The organism is Roseateles terrae, assembly GCF_014192155.1.
In the GTDB taxonomy this organism is placed as follows: Bacteria; Pseudomonadota; Gammaproteobacteria; order Burkholderiales; family Burkholderiaceae_C; genus Roseateles; species Roseateles terrae.
On record NZ_JACHXO010000001.1, the window covers coordinates 1,423,694 to 1,440,583 of the forward strand.

The 16,890-nt window shown below is 64.4% G+C and carries 20 protein-coding genes and 1 pseudogene; 7 read left to right on the plus strand and 14 right to left on the minus strand.

Going from position 1 to position 16,890, the window contains the following annotated elements:
- Nucleotides 1-127 precede the first annotated feature (127 nt).
- Nucleotides 128-1,909, minus strand: coding sequence for a glycoside hydrolase family 16 protein (locus FHS28_RS05965; RefSeq protein WP_088448638.1), 1,782 nt, complete (start codon nt 1,907-1,909; stop codon nt 128-130).
- A 278-nt stretch (nt 1,910-2,187) separates the two neighbouring features.
- On the opposite strand from FHS28_RS05965, the gene FHS28_RS05970 reads away from it, so the two are divergent.
- From FHS28_RS05970 to FHS28_RS05990, 5 genes are all read left to right on the plus strand, one after another.
- Nucleotides 2,188-2,694, plus strand: a complete 507-nt coding sequence (locus tag FHS28_RS05970) for a ribosomal maturation YjgA family protein (protein WP_088448637.1) — start codon at nt 2,188-2,190, stop codon at nt 2,692-2,694.
- The gene (locus FHS28_RS05975; protein ID WP_184294230.1) at nt 2,685-3,467 is read left to right on the plus strand and encodes an EcsC family protein; all 783 of its coding nucleotides are present in this window, start codon (nt 2,685-2,687) and stop codon (nt 3,465-3,467) included. Before FHS28_RS05970 ends, FHS28_RS05975 begins: the two co-directional genes overlap by 10 nt.
- A 237-nt stretch (nt 3,468-3,704) precedes the next feature.
- On the plus strand, nt 3,705-4,112 hold the full coding sequence (locus FHS28_RS05980) for a VOC family protein (protein ID WP_088449666.1): 408 nt from the start codon (nt 3,705-3,707) through the stop codon (nt 4,110-4,112).
- Between the two features lie 324 nt (nt 4,113-4,436).
- Complete coding sequence (locus FHS28_RS05985) at nt 4,437-5,639, plus strand: AAA family ATPase (protein ID WP_221193720.1); 1,203 nt, start codon at nt 4,437-4,439, stop codon at nt 5,637-5,639.
- A 319-nt stretch (nt 5,640-5,958) separates the two neighbouring features.
- A complete protein-coding gene (locus tag FHS28_RS05990; protein ID WP_088448635.1) occupies nt 5,959-6,312 on the plus strand; it encodes a nuclear transport factor 2 family protein in 354 nt (117 codons plus the stop codon).
- A 122-nt stretch (nt 6,313-6,434) separates the two neighbouring features.
- Here FHS28_RS05990 and FHS28_RS05995 read toward each other — a convergent pair whose 3' ends face one another.
- Nucleotides 6,435-6,875, minus strand: a complete 441-nt coding sequence (locus tag FHS28_RS05995) for a BLUF domain-containing protein (protein ID WP_088448634.1) — start codon at nt 6,873-6,875, stop codon at nt 6,435-6,437.
- 463 nt (nt 6,876-7,338) lie between these two features.
- On the opposite strand from FHS28_RS05995, the gene FHS28_RS06000 reads away from it, so the two are divergent.
- Nucleotides 7,339-7,884: a hypothetical protein gene (locus tag FHS28_RS06000; protein ID WP_088448633.1), complete on the plus strand. Its 546-nt coding sequence runs from the start codon at nt 7,339-7,341 to the stop codon at nt 7,882-7,884.
- Nucleotides 7,885-7,898: 14 nt separating this feature from the next.
- Here FHS28_RS06000 and FHS28_RS06005 read toward each other — a convergent pair whose 3' ends face one another.
- From FHS28_RS06005 to FHS28_RS06020, 4 genes are all read right to left on the minus strand, one after another.
- Entirely contained in the window at nt 7,899-8,144 is a 246-nt protein-coding gene (locus FHS28_RS06005; RefSeq protein WP_184294232.1) for a hypothetical protein, read from the minus strand.
- Nucleotides 8,145-8,274: 130 nt separating this feature from the next.
- Nucleotides 8,275-8,520, minus strand: coding sequence for a hypothetical protein (locus FHS28_RS06010; RefSeq protein ID WP_088448631.1), 246 nt, complete (start codon nt 8,518-8,520; stop codon nt 8,275-8,277).
- A gap of 29 nt (nt 8,521-8,549) precedes the next feature.
- Nucleotides 8,550-8,744 (minus strand): IS66 family insertion sequence element accessory protein TnpB, encoded by a 195-nt coding sequence (locus FHS28_RS06015; protein WP_088448630.1) that lies wholly within the window; start codon nt 8,742-8,744, stop codon nt 8,550-8,552.
- Complete coding sequence (locus FHS28_RS06020; RefSeq protein WP_088448629.1) at nt 8,741-9,040, minus strand: transposase; 300 nt, start codon at nt 9,038-9,040, stop codon at nt 8,741-8,743. Before FHS28_RS06020 ends, FHS28_RS06015 begins: the two co-directional genes overlap by 4 nt.
- Nucleotides 9,041-9,080: 40 nt before the next feature.
- Between FHS28_RS06020 and FHS28_RS06025 the strand changes: the two are divergent.
- Nucleotides 9,081-9,227, plus strand: a pseudogene (locus FHS28_RS06025) (GPO family capsid scaffolding protein); the annotation flags it as partial.
- Between the two features lie 131 nt (nt 9,228-9,358).
- Here FHS28_RS06025 and icd read toward each other — a convergent pair.
- The 8 genes from icd to ccoO all read right to left on the minus strand — a co-directional run bounded on the left by icd (nt 9,359) and on the right by ccoO (nt 16,884).
- Nucleotides 9,359-10,612, minus strand: a complete 1,254-nt coding sequence (gene icd, locus FHS28_RS06030; protein WP_088448628.1) for an NADP-dependent isocitrate dehydrogenase — start codon at nt 10,610-10,612, stop codon at nt 9,359-9,361.
- Between the two features lie 95 nt (nt 10,613-10,707).
- Complete coding sequence (locus tag FHS28_RS06035) at nt 10,708-11,442, minus strand: sulfite exporter TauE/SafE family protein (protein ID WP_088448627.1); 735 nt, start codon at nt 11,440-11,442, stop codon at nt 10,708-10,710.
- Between the two features lie 24 nt (nt 11,443-11,466).
- On the minus strand, nt 11,467-13,095 hold the full coding sequence (hemN, locus tag FHS28_RS06040) for an oxygen-independent coproporphyrinogen III oxidase (protein WP_246409518.1): 1,629 nt from the start codon (nt 13,093-13,095) through the stop codon (nt 11,467-11,469).
- A gap of 1 nt (nt 13,096) precedes the next feature.
- Nucleotides 13,097-13,600, minus strand: coding sequence for a hypothetical protein (locus FHS28_RS06045; protein ID WP_246409520.1), 504 nt, complete (start codon nt 13,598-13,600; stop codon nt 13,097-13,099).
- Between the two features lie 11 nt (nt 13,601-13,611).
- Nucleotides 13,612-15,048, minus strand: coding sequence for a cytochrome c oxidase accessory protein CcoG (ccoG, locus tag FHS28_RS06050; RefSeq protein WP_088448626.1), 1,437 nt, complete (start codon nt 15,046-15,048; stop codon nt 13,612-13,614).
- Nucleotides 15,049-15,103: 55 nt separating this feature from the next.
- Entirely contained in the window at nt 15,104-16,078 is a 975-nt protein-coding gene (gene ccoP, locus FHS28_RS06055) for a cytochrome-c oxidase, cbb3-type subunit III (RefSeq protein WP_088448625.1), read from the minus strand.
- Nucleotides 16,071-16,247, minus strand: coding sequence for a cbb3-type cytochrome oxidase subunit 3 (locus FHS28_RS06060; protein WP_088448624.1), 177 nt, complete (start codon nt 16,245-16,247; stop codon nt 16,071-16,073). Before FHS28_RS06060 ends, ccoP begins: the two co-directional genes overlap by 8 nt.
- Before the next feature lie 10 nt (nt 16,248-16,257).
- Entirely contained in the window at nt 16,258-16,884 is a 627-nt protein-coding gene (ccoO, locus tag FHS28_RS06065; RefSeq protein ID WP_088449663.1) for a cytochrome-c oxidase, cbb3-type subunit II, read from the minus strand.
- Nucleotides 16,885-16,890: the final 6 nt, after the last annotated feature.

Below are 16,890 nucleotides of genomic sequence, written 5' to 3' on the forward strand. Positions count from 1 at the left end.
TGACAGACCGGTGGGCAGTGGGCGCTCGGCGGCAATGCTCGCAGCCCATGAAAAACGCCCGCGAGGGCGGGCGTTTGAGGCCGGAGGGAAGGCTCGAGACGCCAAAGGCGCCCGTTCCCCGCCCTGCTTACTTCAGCGTGTAGCTCTGCTGCGCCGTGTCATAGGCGCCATTGCGGCTGGGATCCCAGTAGGTGAAGCTGTACCGCACCACGTCGCCCTTCTTCAGGCCGCTGACGGTATAGGCATTGCCGCTGCCTTCCTTGGACATGCGCACATTCAGCTGACCACCGCCATTGACGGTGTAGTGCACGTCCGCCCAGCTGCCGGTGGCCTGGCTGAACTTCACCGACGTGGCAGTCGGTTGGCTGATGCCCGCCGGCGTCGGATCCACCGGCGGCTCCTGCGGGGTCGTCGTGCCCGAATCCCAGACCACATCGTCGATGGCGAACTGGAACGGCGCGTTCGGCAGACGGTTGGCATCGCTGGAGATCATGAAGATGTCTGCGACCGACTGCAGCGCCACCTTCGGTCCGATCAGCGTGGAGACCGGGATCGTGGCGGTCCCCCAATCCCCGTTTCGCACCAGACCAAATGCGGTGGTGTTGGCCGGGAAATTGACCCACGACTGGTTGGTGTAGGTGTCGCCGATGCCGATGTTGAAGGACACATCCGCCGGAATCTTGATCCGGAACTTCACCGTGCCATTGCGGAAGTTGGTCAGGTCCCGGATCTGACGCGACTGGATGCCGCCGCCGAACCACTGGCCGGGGGTGTTGTAGCTCCAGGCGATGACGTTGCTGCCTTCAAACGGTCCGATGTTGCCGGCACCTGAGGAGGCGGGATTCCACAGGAAGATGTCCGACGACGTACCCGCCACCAGCTTGTTGTTGACCGTCGTGTTGTCGGTGAACACACCGAACTTGCCGGTCTCCGGCGTGATCTGGCTGCCCAGCTTCACTTCGCCCTTGCCGTCCAGCTGATAGACACGCACATAGTCCACATACATCGTGGCCGGCAGTTGGGCCGTCACTTGGCCCGGCGTGGCGGCATCGGTGAAGTTGCCCCCGACGGCGAGGTTCAGCAGGAAGTAGAACGGCGCCTGCAGCGAGGTGGAGGTCACCGGCAGCGGGGCGTTGTACATGTCGTGCTCACCGTCGTTGTCCACCACGGTGAAACGCATCTGGCTGTCGGTCCAGTACAGGCGGTACTTGACGAACCGATTGGCCAGCGAGGCCTGCGGCTTGTACCAGTTCTTCGTCTGCCAGGCGGTGGAAGCCGCGCACGATTCATTGCCCGGCACGCAGGCCGCCTGCGACCAGGTGATCACATTGGAGCCGACGTAATAGTCCGGCGACGGCGCACCCGCGGCCGACCAGGCCGAGGCGCGGTGCCCCTGCTCCATGATGTCGATCTCGCCATTGCGCGGCCAGGTCTGCGGGCTGGTGCCCAGCATCCAGGCAGCAGGCCACAGCCCGGTGGTGACCGAGGGCGAGGCCATGCGCACTTCGATCATCCCGTACTGGATCTGCACCTTGCCGTAGGTGTCCAGCTTCCCGGAGGTGAACTGGTTGCTGCCCACCGTCTGGCGCTGGGCGCGGATGGCCAGCGCCCGGGTGCCGGGTTCGAACGGCACGTCGGCGATGGAGAGGTTGTTGGGGCTGTAGTACTCCAGCTCCGCATTGCCGTAGCCACACAGGTTGATCTGGCAGCCGTTGCCGTCATAGGTGCGCCAGACGCCGGTGTTGAGCGATGTGCCGTTGAATTCCTCCGACCACAGCAGTCGGCCGATGGTCGGATTGGTGACGCTGGCGCCGGCCTGCGCGCCGGTCAACACAAGCGCCCCGAGCAGGGCCGTGCGCAGCAGCGCGGGAGGGGTGGCGCGGAGGCCGCGATGTTTCTGAAGTCCCATGTGTTGTCTCCAAGAAAAGTCGGTGGGTGCGGGAGGACACCGATCGGCGCCCGCGGCCAACGTTCTGCGACGTCGATCCACGGACGGCTGCTCCAGCGCCGGTCATCCTAGACAAGATTGGGCGATTTTGAAACCGCTTTCACGATTCAGGGGTTCCCGAGACGTATGGGATTGCAACGGGGTGAATCGGGCGTATCCGGGAAACCGCGTAGGGGACATCGTGAAGCGGCCGGGTGCACTTCACATTGGCCTCACCATGCCTGCTTACGCTGGGTGCCATGAACCAGTCCTTCCTACGCGGCAAGACAGCCGCCAACATTCACAAGCCGCCAGCGTCCGGCCTTCGGGCATCTGGACTCTGGCGACTCAGTCCTGCTTACGCGCTATGGGCGCTACTGATCTTCCTCGCCGAAGTGGCGATTGCGACCGTCGGACGCGAGGTGGAATGGCTGCGCTGGTACGCCGGCGATGTCATCGTTGTGGCGTGGGTGCACTGCCTGATTGCGATGGTGGTGGCGGCCCCTGTCGGGCGCATCGCAGCGACGTCTTTGGGCATCGCCTGTCTGGTGGAGCTCTCACAATACATCTGCGGCGCGGTGGGCTGGCAGATTCAGCAGCCGGTGCTGCGCATCATCGTGGGCAGCACGGCGGACTGGCTGGACGTGGCGTCGTATGTCGTCGGCGCGATGCTGGTGCCGGGGGTATTGCTCGCGGTGACGCTGGGCAAGTCGCTTGCCTCGCGACAGCGGCCCCTTTTCAACCGCAGGAAGCCTGTATGTCCATGACGCCTGAGCATTTGCAAGAACTCCGGAACGCCCACCAGCTGCTGGAGAATCCGGGCTTCATGGCGCGGGCCTCCCACCTGCTGGGCCGCCCCATCGAGGCCGCGCTGGCGGGTTTGCCCAAGGCGGCCCAGTCCATCGTGGCCTCGGCCACCGAGAAGGCTCTGAAGGTGACGCTGCAAGGGGCGCTGGTGACGATGGACAAGGCCCCTGCCCTGGACTCCCCCCGCTTTCACAAGATGCTGGCGACGGTCAGCGGTGCCGCGGGCGGGTTCTTTGGGCTGGCCGCGCTGCCGGTGGAGTTGCCGGTGTCCACCGGGGTCATCTTCCGGTCGATTGCCGACATTGCGCGGGCGAATGGGGAGAACATCAACAGCGCCGAGGTCAAGCTGGAATGCCTGAAGGTGTTTGGTATGGGTGGCCCGTCGGACAAGGACGATGCCGGGGAGTCCGGCTATCTGGCACTGCGCTCCAGCATGGCCAAGCTGATCAGTGAAGCGGCCGACTATCTGGCCGCCACGGCGGTGGCCGGGGAAGGCGCGCCGGTGATGGTGCGGGTGATTGCGGCGATTGCCTCACGCTTCCAGGTGCAGGTGACCGAGAAGCTGGCGGCGCAGGCGGTGCCGGTGATTGGTGCGGTGGCCGGGGGAACCATCAACTTCCTGTTTGTAAGCCATTTCCAGGACATGAGCCGCGGGCATTTCACGGTGCGGCGGCTGGAGCGGCTGTATGGATCGGACGTGGTCCTGGGGGCGTATGAGCGCTTGCGGGGATAGTTGATGGCGCAATGGTGCAATGACGCGAGAGCGCGAGGGCGCAATGGCGCGAGATGTGGCCGTATACTGACGTCGCTGCCTCTCCAGCAGCCGTAAGCGTTTACGTCAACCAACGCACTTTCGGACCACGCCCAGCATTGCGGCGAGGCGTCCGGGTGCGTTGAGCTTTGGTTCCCCGGCACCCGAATGCCCCTGCTGCCGGCGGTGCGTGGCTCCATGACCCTACATGGATGCATCATGCAACAACGCTCTCATACCCTCACTTTCAATCATCTGAGCTTTCCGTCTCGCGACGTCGCTGCGACGGCGGGTTTCTTCGTGCGCCATCTGGAATGGCAGGCCACGCCGATGGGCCGCTCCTGCGTGCTGAAGGGGCACGGCTTCGATGTGGTCATTGACGACGCCGCAGACCGGCCCGTGCACTGGCCGGGGAACTTCCACATCGGTTTTGAAGTGGCGTCATTGGACGACCTGCAGTCGCTCTTCGAGCGTTTCAAAGCGGCTGAAGTCGAGTTCGTCACCGGCCTGATCACCCATGGGCGAGGCTCACGCTTCTTCTGCCGCATTCCAGGTGGCGTGCTGGTGGAGCTCAATACGCGGGAGGATGCGGCGGAGCCGTTCCGGGCGGGGTTTGGCCGGGCCTGATCGCTGATCCGGTGATCTGCTCGATGTCACTGCATCAGTAGCCAGGGCAACCCGGCGCACACAGAGCCACCTGCGCTTCAGACGCCGGTGCGCGCTTACCGCGCCTGCTCCCCAGTGCTAAAGCCGGGGAGCATTCTCCGGGCTCGTTCCATGCACCGGCGGTCAAGCCCGCATCAACAGGGTGTCGCGTCGGATATGGGTCGTGTCGGACGGTCCGTAAGCTCAGAAGAACGGACAATCTACGGCGCCAACAACATTTCAGGGAGGAATGAATGACCGCCGCCAATACGACGACAGCAGCGCACCCACGAGGCGAGCCACTTGATGGAAAGATGTCCGCAGACGTCCTGGAGTGCCATCGTGCTTGAGGCTCTTGCCGTACAGAACTATCGAACGCTCCGCGACTTTGTCATTCCGCTGGGCGCCTGCAACGTGATTACCGGGGCCAATGGCAGTGGCAAATCGAATGTCTACAAGGCGCTGCGCTTGCTGGCCGAGACTGCACAAGGCGGCGTGATCGCTTCGCTGGCGCGGGAAGGCGGTCTGGAATCGACGCTTTGGGCAGGACCTGAGGCGATCTCAGCGGCCATGAAGCGTGGCGAGGCGCCCGTCCAAGGCACACGCCGCACCAAGCCCATCAGCCTTGGACTGGGCTTCCAAAGCACGGAGTTCAGCTACTCCATCGACCTCGGCCTGCCGCCCCCTTCGGACGCCCCTACGGCGTTTGCACGCGATCCCATCATCAAGGGTGAATACGTCTGGGCGGGACCAAAGCCCCGGCCGTCGGCCATGCTGGTGGAGCGCAAGAACGGCCTGGTCCGCACAAGAGACGACAGCGGAGACTGGCAAATCGTTCAAGAACGTCTCTCCCCGTTCGACAGCATGCTCGCCCGCCTGGCGGACCCGCGCAGGACTCCGGAGCTGCTGACCTTGCGGGATGACATCCGGTCCTGGCGTTTCTATGACCATTTTCGTACGGATGCTGCGGCGCCCGCGCGCCTGCCGCAAGTCGGCACACGTACGCCGGTCCTGGGCCACGACGGCGCGGACTTGGCTGCGGCCCTGCAGACCATTCGCGAGATCGGTGACAGTGAGGCGCTGGACAAGGCGGTGGACGATGCGTTTCCGGGCGCTGAGGTGGTCGTTGAACACCATGACGGGCGCTTTGAGACCACTATGCGCCAGCATGGACTGCTGCGTCCGCTCAAGGCGGCAGAGCTGTCGGACGGTACGCTGCGCTACCTGCTGTGGATCGCGGCGCTGCTGTCGCCGCGTCCGTCCTCACTGCTGGTGCTGAATGAGCCTGAGACCAGCCTTCATCCGGACCTGCTCCCGGCACTCGGACGCCTGATCGGACGCGCGGCGCAGCACTCCCAGATCTTTGTGGTCTCGCACGCCCGCCGATTGATCGCGTCGCTGCAGGATATGGAAAGCCAGACGCTGACGCTGGAGAAGTCTTTCGGTGAAACGACGATTCTGGAGTTCGGGGATCTGGAGCGGCCGGCGTGGCAATGGGTGGGGCGCTGAACGAGGCGTCATTGCGGCAAACGCTTGACGGGTGTTCAGTCCGCTGACGCACTGGAGATCCGCGCCGTGCTGTGGTGGAACCTCAGCGATCAGGACGCCGCCGTGCGCGAAGAGGTCTTCGTAGGGCTGGCCGCTCGGCGCGACGGGCGAGTGGTCGGTTCGTTCGCAAGCGGGCGATTAACCGTCCGCAAGGCTTGCGGCAACCGCTTCATGCCGCCTCTCTTTTGGAGCAGCTGGACGTGCAGGCGAAGAAGAGACTTGAGCGAGAAACAAGGTCCGCCGATTGCCGATGACGGGCAAAGTCGATGAGGGTTGATTGATGAGTGGGACCAACAAAGATCTCTTGAAGGCCGCTAACGCAGCAATCGTCCGCGGCGACATTGAGACCTTCCTCAGTCACTGCAGTGACGACATCGTTTGGGTGACCGTTGGCCAACCGCCCATCTCGGGCAAGGCCGCGCTGCGTGAATGGATGCGAGTCGAGTACGCCGAGCCGCCCGAGTTTTCTGTCGAACGGATGATCGAGGAAGGCCCGTGGGTCGTGGCCCTTGGCAGCATCACGGTAAAAAGCGCCGACGGCAATTCCAGCGTTCACCAGTACAGCGACGTGTGGCGTTGTGAGGGCGGAAAGCTTGCCGAGCTGAGGGCGTTTGTCATGAAGCCATCCGCCTGATCTCGTACACCTGGGACGTCCGCACGGCGCTCGACGGAGGGCGCGTCGGGCAGCGGGTCGAAGGGTAAGGTTCCCTACACCGGCTGTCCGATTCTGAAGATCAGTTCCGTCACCCCGGGTTGTTAGCTGGACAGGGCCATGGCTCGGAGGTCGCCGGACCAGCAGACGGGGTCCTGTGAGTGCTGCGTCTTGAGATGTTGAACGAGCTCATCGGGGAAGCGTTCTCCACAAAAGACGCCTTCGGCGAGCTTGGCAGAAACTTCGTCCATCAGCAGCTCCATGCTCCAACGGTCGAAGCTTCTGGCCGACGTATGGCTGTCGAGCACCATTTGCACATCATGATGTCGCTCATCGGCTCGTATACGGATAAGCGTCTGCTCGACGTCGTTTGAATCGCCCTCCAGTATTTGCGCGAAGATTCCATCGCCAACCGCCAGAACACCGGTCACATCGCGACGCCGATTGTTCATCTGCGCAGCCGCGACGATGCGCTTCAAGCTTTGGTCGTCAACATCCTGAGCCACGCGGCTCAGGTAGAGCACCTGACGGATGGAAGAAGCCATGGCCTACCCTTGATTGAATGCAAGCCAGCCGGTCGAGGACCTCTTCGAATGCTGCTCACGTTGCCTTTACCCTAGAGTGTCCCTGGCTCGTTCAGACCTCACTAGAAGCAACATCAGGAATGCTGTGTAGGGAATCGCCTCACACTCAAGCTGGAAGTGTCGTGCCCCCTTGCCTGGAATGGTTGGTCTCTAGGCGGCAAAGTCGGGTTGATGTCGGTCGCATCGATTGCTCCGACGGCGGATCGAGAGTCTTGCTGGCATCACTTCAACACCAGCTTCAACCATGCCGATCCGTCGGCGGCTTTTCGTGAGCGGACGACTTTAAAAACAGCAACCGCGCACAGGCGACTGGATCAAGATCAAGCGCCCAAACGCCACGCCAGCGGGACGCTTCTCCCGCGCAGTCCCGACGGGATGACGTAAGCCACTCGCCAGGCTGGGGGGGATCGGCTCCAATGCGGCCATGACTCAGCCCACCCCTCTCGACATCGTCCAACAACTCGTTGCCGCACCGTATCCCGACCGGATCGGAGATGTCCTGCTCTACGGCATCCACGAGAACGACCACAACTTCTTCCGCAACGGTCCGCGCCGCAAGATTGCGGTGCTCCACGATGAGAGCGGCGACTTCGAGCAGGACGAGGACCTGACGCCGGACGACCAGATCGATAGGGAACTGGCCAATCGGGACGTCTTCGAGGCCGTCATGGCCGAACTCTCCGCATGGCTGAGCGACCGCACGCCGCTGACGGATACCTGGCCTGCTGACATGCCGATGTCGAGCGACTTCGATGACGAAGCGCGGGAGGACGAAGCGCTGGAAGACGGCTCGGGCACCTGGACCGCGTCCTATGAAGGCGGCTACCACGAGGCGGAGATCGACCAACGCGTCGTGTGGGACCTGGGGAACGAGTACCTGGTGTTGTTCTGCCAGGAGATGCCGGGCGATGGGAACTTCGTGTGTGCGACGGGTGTGTGCGTCCTGCCCAAGGATGGCGCTGAGCGCTGAATCGGTTCAACCGTTCAGGGTGAGTTCGCCGGACGCATACCCATGACCGCCGTCATCAAGGGGAGCACGACCATGCTTCCCATACCGGTGATGGCGCGCGTCAGCGCCTCGCCGCCCGCTTGCGTGACCCGCCAGTGCTGTGCCCACACCAGGACCCACGCATCGACGGGCTGCGTCTCGGTCTCGAGCATCTTCGAAGTGAGTAGCGCGAAGCCCGCCAACATCACCGCCGCGAGTAGTACGAGCGCGTGACGTGCCATCAAACCTCGCATAGCGTTCATAAGGCCCCCCCGAGGCGCGGAGAGTTGCTGAGAAGGTGTCCACATGGCCGCACTATCGGAGCAGGCACCTTAAGCGTAAGCGTCCGGCGAACCCATCTGGCGCTACTCGTTAAATTGGTGCAGCGGCTTCAACCCAGATGATCTGTTGAGAGTGGTGCTCATCGATGGTGCCGATGGCATCGGCGACCAGAACCCGGTCGCCAAGTTCGTCGATGAACCGGGCCAGGTTCAGGTGCTTCATCGTGGCGTAGTCAACCTCGGTGATCGCATCGCTGCCGCACCAGACGGCGTCATCTGCAGTAGCGGCGCGAAGTGCATTGGCCAGGCCGGTAGGCGTGATTGCGAGGAAGACCATTGAATGTGCCGATGTCGAGGTGATGCTGGCTACGCAGTTCGCCAGCGGTGCGGCAGCAACTCGTCGATGGGACTGTCCGGCTGCGTGCGTCGATTGGCAAAGAGGTAGGCGGTGTGCGGATGAGCCGCGCCGAAGACCTTAACCACGCGGGCGAGCGCGGTCTCGGTGCCGGCCCGCATATCGAGCGGCTCGACCGCCATCCACACGGCGTCGATGCGGATCAAAGCAGCAGCTCTCGGGTCCAGGCGGCGAACTCGGCCGCTGCCGAGGTCGGCCAGTGGATCGTCAGGACGATGGCGCCTCGGCGCAACTTCACATGGATGTCGGTGCTGGGGACCGGGGCCGGCGCCACTGGCGGCGAGGCAAGCGACACCGGAACAAAGCCGCTTGAGATTACGTGCACCGCTGGCTTGCCTACGCGCACCAACTGCCGCCACCGATGAACGACATTGGCATTGATGCCGTGAGCCAGCGCCACCTTCGCAACCGAACTGCCCGGCGCATCACATTCGGCAAGCACTTGCGCCTTCAGCGCCTAGTCATACGTCCGCCGCGTCGCCACCGAAGGCGCCACCACCGACGGCCGCACCATCCAGCGTGAATGGCTGGTCCAGGCGGCGAAGAACTACGACCCCAAGACCTTCACCGCGCTCGTGAACATCGAGCACATCCGCAGCGCCCGTCCCAACAGCAACTTCCGCAACTATGGGAAGATCACCGGGGGAGACCTGAGCGGCAAGCCCTTTCCCAACCGCTCCCCCACAGACATAAAAAAACCCCAGCCGCTCACACGCACTGGGGTTCTTGCTGAAGCCCGGCATCGCCAGGCTCTTCGAGATTACATATTCTCGATCATCACCTGCCCAAAGCCAGAGCACGACACTTGCGTGGCGCCGTCCAGCAGGCGGGCGAAGTCATACGTGACCTTCTTCGACAGGATCGACTTCTCGATCGACGAGATGATCAGGTCTGCCGCTTCCGTCCAGCCCATGTGACGCAGCATCATTTCAGCCGACAGGATCTCGGAACCGGGGTTCACATAGTCCTTGCCAGCGTACTTCGGTGCGGTGCCGTGGGTGGCTTCGAACATGGCGACGGAGTCGCTCAGGTTCGCACCCGGGGCGATACCGATGCCGCCGACCTGTGCGGCCAGAGCGTCGGAGATGTAGTCGCCATTCAGGTTCAGCGTGGCCACCACCGAGTACTCGGCGGGGCGCAGCAGGATCTGCTGCAGGAACGCATCAGCGATGCTGTCCTTCACCACGATGTCCTTGCCGGTCTTCGGGTTCTTGAACTTGCACCACGGGCCGCCGTCGATCAGCTCAGCACCGAATTCCTTCTGGGCCAGGGCATAGGCCCAGTCACGGAAGCCACCTTCGGTGAACTTCATGATGTTGCCCTTGTGCACGATGGTCACGCTGGGCTTGTCATTGTCGATGGCGTACTGGATGGCCTTGCGCACCAGACGCTCCGTGCCCTCGCGCGACACCGGCTTCACGCCAATGCCCGACGTTTCCGGGAAACGGATCTTCTTGACGCCGAACTCTTCCTGCAGGAACTTGATCAGCTTCTTGGCCTTGTCCGACTCGGCTTCGAATTCGATGCCGGCGTAGATGTCTTCCGAGTTCTCGCGGAAGATGACCATGTCGGTCTTCTGGGGTTCCTTCACCGGAGAAGGAACGCCATTGAACCAGCGCACCGGGCGCAGGCAGACGTACAGGTCCAGTTCCTGGCGCAGGGCCACGTTCAGCGAGCGGATGCCACCACCGACGGGGGTGGTCAGCGGGCCCTTGATGGAGACGACGAAATCCTTCAGGACCTTCAGGGTCTCTTCCGGCAGCCAGACGTCCGGACCGTACACCTTGGTGGACTTCTCACCGGCGTAGATCTCCATCCAGTGGATCTTCTTGGCGCCGCCGTAGGCCTTGGCCACGGCTGCGTCCACCACCTTGATCATCACGGGGGTGATGTCAAAACCGGTGCCGTCACCCTCGATGAACGGGATGATGGGGTTGTTGGGAACGTTGAGCGAGAAGTCGGCGTTGACCGTAATCTTCTGCCCGCCCTCGGGCACCTTGATGTGCTGGTACATGGAGTCGTCTCCGCGAATCGCGTGGTGGGGGTGATTAACCGGAAGCGCCGATTCTATGACAGCAGCCGCCCTGCTGCCGGATCGATCGGATGGCCTTAACCGCAATACGCGCGGATCTGGACCCACAGGCCGTGGCCCAGCGCCCACAGGGCCGCCGCGCTCAGCAAAAGACCCGACAGCCGTGTCGCCCAGCGAAGGCCGTCTGCACCCGGATTGGGGGGCATCCGTCCTTCCAGGTGGATCACCGACACCCCCGCAGGCGCCGGTCGCGTCTGTGCCAGGCGCCGAAGCAGCCAAGGCGCCGCCCAGAGGCCGGGCGACGATCCGATGGCAAAGGCCGCCATGACCATGGCCCCCGTGACTGGGCCGGTGGCCAGGGTAGCCACCATCAAGGCCGACTGCAGCAACCCGCAGGGCCAGGCCACCCAGGCCAGGCCCGCAGCAGCGGATCGCCCGCGAACGGAAGGGTGGGAGGCCCCGCCGGATGGCAGAAGCGACGGTGTACGGCTCAGGCGGCGCTGCATCCACAGCGGCTGCTCCCCCCGCCACAGCAGCCACAGGCCCAGCGCCAGCACCGCCAGGTGCAGGGCCAGCCACACCGGCTTGAGCCATGCAGCCGCCTGCTCCCATTGCCAGAGCAGTCCGATGCTGGACGCTGCCACCGCGCCCGCCAGCGAATAACTGACCAGACGCCCGCCATGGAACAAGGCCGCTGAGGCGCCCTGCCCGCCCGTGACCGCCGCGCACGGCGCGGCGCACATCGACACGCAATGGACGCTCCCCGCCATCCCCATCAGGAAAGCGGAGCCCATGAGTGCCAGTTCAAGCATGGCGATGCGCCGGGCCCTGCGGCCTCACAAAATGCGCGAAAAGCGCACAGGCGCCTCGTCCGGCTGCAAGATGCGGGGACGGCGGAAGTACTGATCGAACACCATTGCGACGGCGCGAACGAAGTACCAGCCCAGAGGCGTCACATCGATGAGGTGGTCGTGCACCGTGACGAGGCCGTCGCGCTCCAGTTGCGCCAGACGTTCCAGTTCGGCGCTGTATTCCTGCGCGAAGGACAGGCCGTGGTCGCGCTCGAAATGCTGCATGTCCAGGCGGCCCTGGCACATCAGCGTCATGATGATGTCGCGGCGGCGCAGGTCGTTGTCATCCAGCGTCATCCCACGCTCCACCGGCAGTCGGCCGGCTGACAGCGCTTCTTCATAGGTGCTGAGATCCTTGGCGTTTTGCGAATAGTGGGCGCCGATGCGCGAAATCGCCGACACACCCAGCGCAATCAGGTCCCGGTCCGGCTGGGTGCTGTAGCCCTGGAAATTCCGCTGCAGGCGCCCTTCCCGCTTGGCCACGGCCAGCGAGTCCTCCGGCAGCGCAAAGTGGTCCATGCCGATGTAGCTGTAGCCCTCGCCCATCAGACCGCTCAGCGCGTGGGAAAGCATCTGCAGCTTGTCGCCAGCCGTGGGCAGGGCTTCGCTGTCGATGCGGCGCTGCGGCTTGAACCGCTCGGGCAGGTGCGCATAGCCATACAGCGCGATGCGGTCCGGACGCAGCGCAGACACCTGGGCGATGGTGCGGGCGAACGACGCAGAGGTCTGCTTCGGCAGGCCATAAATCAGATCTGCGTTGATCGACTGGAAGCCCAGCGCGCGGGCGCTTTGCATCAGCGCCGCCACGCTTTCGAAGGACTGCTCGCGGTGTACCGCGCGTTGCACGTCGGGGTCGAAATCCTGGATACCCAGGCTCAGGCGGTTGAAGCCCATCTGCCGCAGAGCCGCCAGCCGGGTCGCGTCGACGGTGCGTGGGTCCACTTCGATGGAAACCTCGGCGTCGTCCGTCAGCTCGAACTGGCTGCGCAGCAACTCCATCAGGCGGGCGAGTTCATCGTCGGAAAGGAAGGTCGGGGAGCCGCCCCCCAGGTGCAACTGGCTGGCCGGCGTGTCGGCAGGCAGATGCTCGGCGATCAGCGCCAGCTCGGACTTCAGCTTCTCCAGATAGGGGGCGCCTCGGTCATGGTGCTTGGTGATGACCTTGTTGCAGGCGCAGTAGTAGCAGACCGATTCACAGAACGGGATGTGCACATAGAGCGACACCGGCTCTTCGCGACGCGCCGACAGGGCACGCTCCTTGAGCGCTTCAACGAGGCCGTCGGCGGTGTAGCGGTCGGAGAAACGGTCAGCGGTGGGATAGGAGGTGTAGCGGGGGCCGGCGACGTCGAAACGTCGCAGGAGGTCGGCGTCCACCAGGCTGCGGGAGCCGGCGTGATGCGGATGCCCGGCGTGCTCGTGCTCGTGGTCTTCGGCATGGGCATGGGCATGGGTGTGGGTGTGGTCATGGTGGCCCGCGCCCTTCCCTTGGCCACTGCACCCGCACCGGTTCGTGCAGGACTCGCCACAGCCGTGCGACCGTTCATGAGAACCCTGGTGCGCCTCGACCTGCTCACCCGCGTGGGTGGAGACATTGTCAGCCATCGTCGTGCCCATCTCAGTGCTCCTTCCCGCCCGTGGCGGCGTGATTGCGGGCGCGCATCGCAGGCTGCAGCGCGGGATCATCGACCGACGCGGCCTTGGCCGTCACGCTCGCGCCAATAGCGCCATTCGCACCGTTCACCCCGGAGGTGCCGCCGGTTGCACCGGTCCCATGGGTACCGAATGAAGCCGTCTGTGCCCGCGCAGCGTCTTCCGTGCCCGCATCTTCCGCCGACACACGCGCGGACCCCGCCTGATTGCCATGCTCCACCACCGGATCCGCATGCCGGACCGCGAGGGTCAAGGTGATGAAACTCGCCACCACCACCAGCGAGGGGCCGCCCACCACCAGCCACATCATCGGATGTCGCCACCAGGGGCCGGTGGACCCGCCCGTGCCTGCGCCCGCCAGGGTCGCGGCGGCCGCAGCCGATGAGGCGCGAGCCTGAGAGGCGATCGTTGCGCCAGTCGCGTGGGTCGCGGCGGTCGCGGCATCGGCAGCAGTTGCGGCGTTGGACATGAGGAACTCCTTCAACGGGGAATGACGAAGGTCGACTTCTCGACCAGCACCCGGCCCGGCGCGCCATCCGGCGCCACCTGCTGGATGCGGAATTGCATGGGATGCGCACCGGCGTTGAGCTGACCGGCCGTCTCCGGCGGCACCCGCAGGGCCACCGTCACCCAGCGGGCTTCGGCAGGCGCGAGCGACTGCACTGCAGGCGGGCCGCTAAAGGCCAGCGTGTCGATGCCGCTGATATCCAGTCGCAGCCGGAGCGTGTCGCCACTAGCGTTCATCAGCTGCAGGCGATAGACGTTCTCGATGTAGCCGTCTTCCACCTGTCGGGCGAGCGCTGCCCGGTCCCGCACGACGTCCGCGCGGAACGGCAGGCGGGTGGCCAGGCTCCACACCATGGCGGCCGAGAGCAGCAGCAGGATGCTGGTGTAGATCAGCACCCGGGGCCGCAGCACGCGTCGCCATTGCTGCGCGCTGGTCCAGCCCTTCTGGATGCCGTTCTGGGTGGCATAACGGATGAGGCCTCGCGGATAGTCGAAGCTGTCCATCACGCCATTGCAGGCGTCGATGCAGGCCGCGCAGCCGATGCATTCATATTGCAGGCCGTCGCGGATGTCGATGCCGGTCGGGCACACCTGCACGCATTGCTTGCAATCCACACAGCTGCCCACACTCGCGGACGACAGATCGGCCACGGCCAGCTTCTTGGAGCGCGGGCCGCGGGGCTCGCCGCGAGCCGTGTCGTAGCTGATGACCAGCGTGTCCTTGTCGAACATCGCGCTCTGGAAGCGCGCATACGGACACATGTATTTGCAGACCTGTTCCCGCAGGAAGCCGGCATTGCCATAGGTGGCCAGCGAATAGAACAGGATCCAGAAGGTCTGCCAGCCGCCGAGCAGCCCCTGCAGCGTGGCATCACCCAGCGTGCGGATCGGCGTGAAGTAGCCGACGAAGGTAAAACCGGTCCAGAGGGACACCGCCAGCCAGCCGCCATGCTTGGCGGACTTGCGCAGCACCTTTTCCAGGCTCCAGTCGGCGCGGTCCAGACGGATGCGGGCGCCACGGTCCCCTTCGGTGTGACGCTCGATCCAGAGGAAGATTTCGGTGTAGACCGTCTGCGGGCAGGCATAACCGCACCACAGACGCCCCGCCACCGCAGTGAAGAGGAACAGCGCATAGGCCGAGATCAGCAGCAGCGCGGTCAGGTAGACCAGGTCCTGCGGATACAGCACCAGGTCGAAGATGAAGAAGCGCCGGGCTTCCAGGTCGAACAGCACGGCCTGGCGGCCGTTCCAGTTCCACCAGGGCATCCCGTAGAACACCGCCTGGGTGAGGAACACCAGGGCCCAGCGCCAGACGGCAAACCAGCCGTGCACGGCGCGGGGATAGATCTTGGGCTGCGCCGCATACAGCGACACGGTCTTGAGCTCTGGCTCCGCAAGCGGTTTGTTCATGGGGACGGTCGCTTTACTTCTACTGCTACTGCTGAGGGCGCATTCGCGCCTGGGATCAGGGCTTGACTGCGGCAGCCACAGTGGCACCGCCGCTGAGGCCCGATCCGGTGCCGGAGGCGTCCGCCGTGATCGACGCGGTGTGAGACTTGCCCCACACATACGCCGCCAGCACGCGGATCTGATCCGCGCTCAGACGCGAGCCGTGCTCCGGCATCACGTTGTGCTTGCCGTTGTTGACCATGGCGACGATGGCGGCCTCACCCCAGCCGTGCAGCCAGATCTTGTCGGTCAGGTTGGGAGCACCCAGCGCCTGGTTGCCCTTGCCGTCCATGCCGTGGCAGGCGGCGCAGGCCGCAAACTTGGGCTTGCCCAGCGCGGCGGCGATGGAGTTGTGCGGGCTGCCGGAGAGGCTCAGCACATAGTTGGCCACGTTGCGCACGTCCTCGGGCGAACCGACCGCCGCGGCCATCGGGGGCATCATGCCCTGGCGGCCTTCGGTGATCGTCTGGATGATGGTGGCGGGGTCGCCGCCATACAGCCAGTCGTTGTCGGTCAGGTTGGGGAAGCCCTTGGAGCCCTTGGCGTCGGCGCCATGGCACTGGGCGCAGTTGTTGGCAAACAGGCGTTCACCGATGCCCTGCGCCTGCGAGTCGCGGGCCAGGGTCTCCACCGGCATGCTCTCGAAGCGGGCGTAGACCTGATGCATCGCCTTCTGTGCCTTGGCCTGCTCGTCCTGGTACTGGCCTTCACTGCTCCAGCCCAGCGTGCCGGAGTAGCTGCCCAAACCCGGATACAGCGCCAGGTAGATGCCGGCGATGACGATGGTCAGGACGAACAGGCCCATCCACCAGCGCGGCAGCGGGTTGTTCATTTCCCGGATGTCTTCGTCCCAGACGTGACCGGTCGTGTCGTCCTTGGCCATGACACGGCGGCGGCTGGCGATGATCAGCAGGGCGACGCAGAACACCAGCCCGCCGATCGTGCCGGCCATGATGAAGATGGACCATCCATTCGAAAAGAAATCACTCATGGCGAACTCCCTCCGGCATCTGCTCGTCGCCCAGGAAGGGCAACTGGGCCAGAGCCTGCAGTTCTTGTTTGTTGCGCTTGGCGTAGGCCCAGGCCACGATGGCCAGGAACATCACGAAGGACAGCAGCGTCACCGCTGCGCGGACGAGGTTGAGATCAAGACTGTCCATGGCGGTCTCCTCAACGCTTCATCGCGGTGCCCAGCACCTGCAGGTAGGCAATCACGGCTTCCATCTCGGTCTTGCCCTTGACGTCGTCGCCAGCGGCGGCGATCTCGGCGTCGGTGTAGGGCACACCGACAGTGCGCAGTGCCCGCATGCGCGGCGCCATGCTGTCCGGGTCGATCTGGCCGGTGGTCAGCCACGGATAGGCCGGCATGTTGGACTCGGGCACCAGGTCGCGCGGGTTGTTCAGGTGCAGGCGATGCCATTCATCGCTGTACTTGCCGCCGACACGGGCCAGATCAGGACCGGTGCGCTTGCTGCCCCATTGGAAGGGGTGGTCATACACCGATTCACCGGCCACCGAGTAGTGGCCGTAGCGCAGCGTCTCGGCGCGCAGCGGACGGATCATCTGCGAATGGCAGTTGTAGCAACCCTCGCGGATGTAGACGTCCCGGCCGGCCAGTTGCAGCGCGGTGTAAGGCTTGAGGTTTTCCAGCGGCTGGGTGGTCGAGCGCTGGAAGAACAGCGGCACGATCTCGATGATGCCGCCGACCACCACGGTCAGCAGCACCAGCACGATCATCAGGAAGTTGCTGGTCTCGATACGTTCGTGACCCACTGGTGTGGCATGGGCTTGCGCCATGACTTT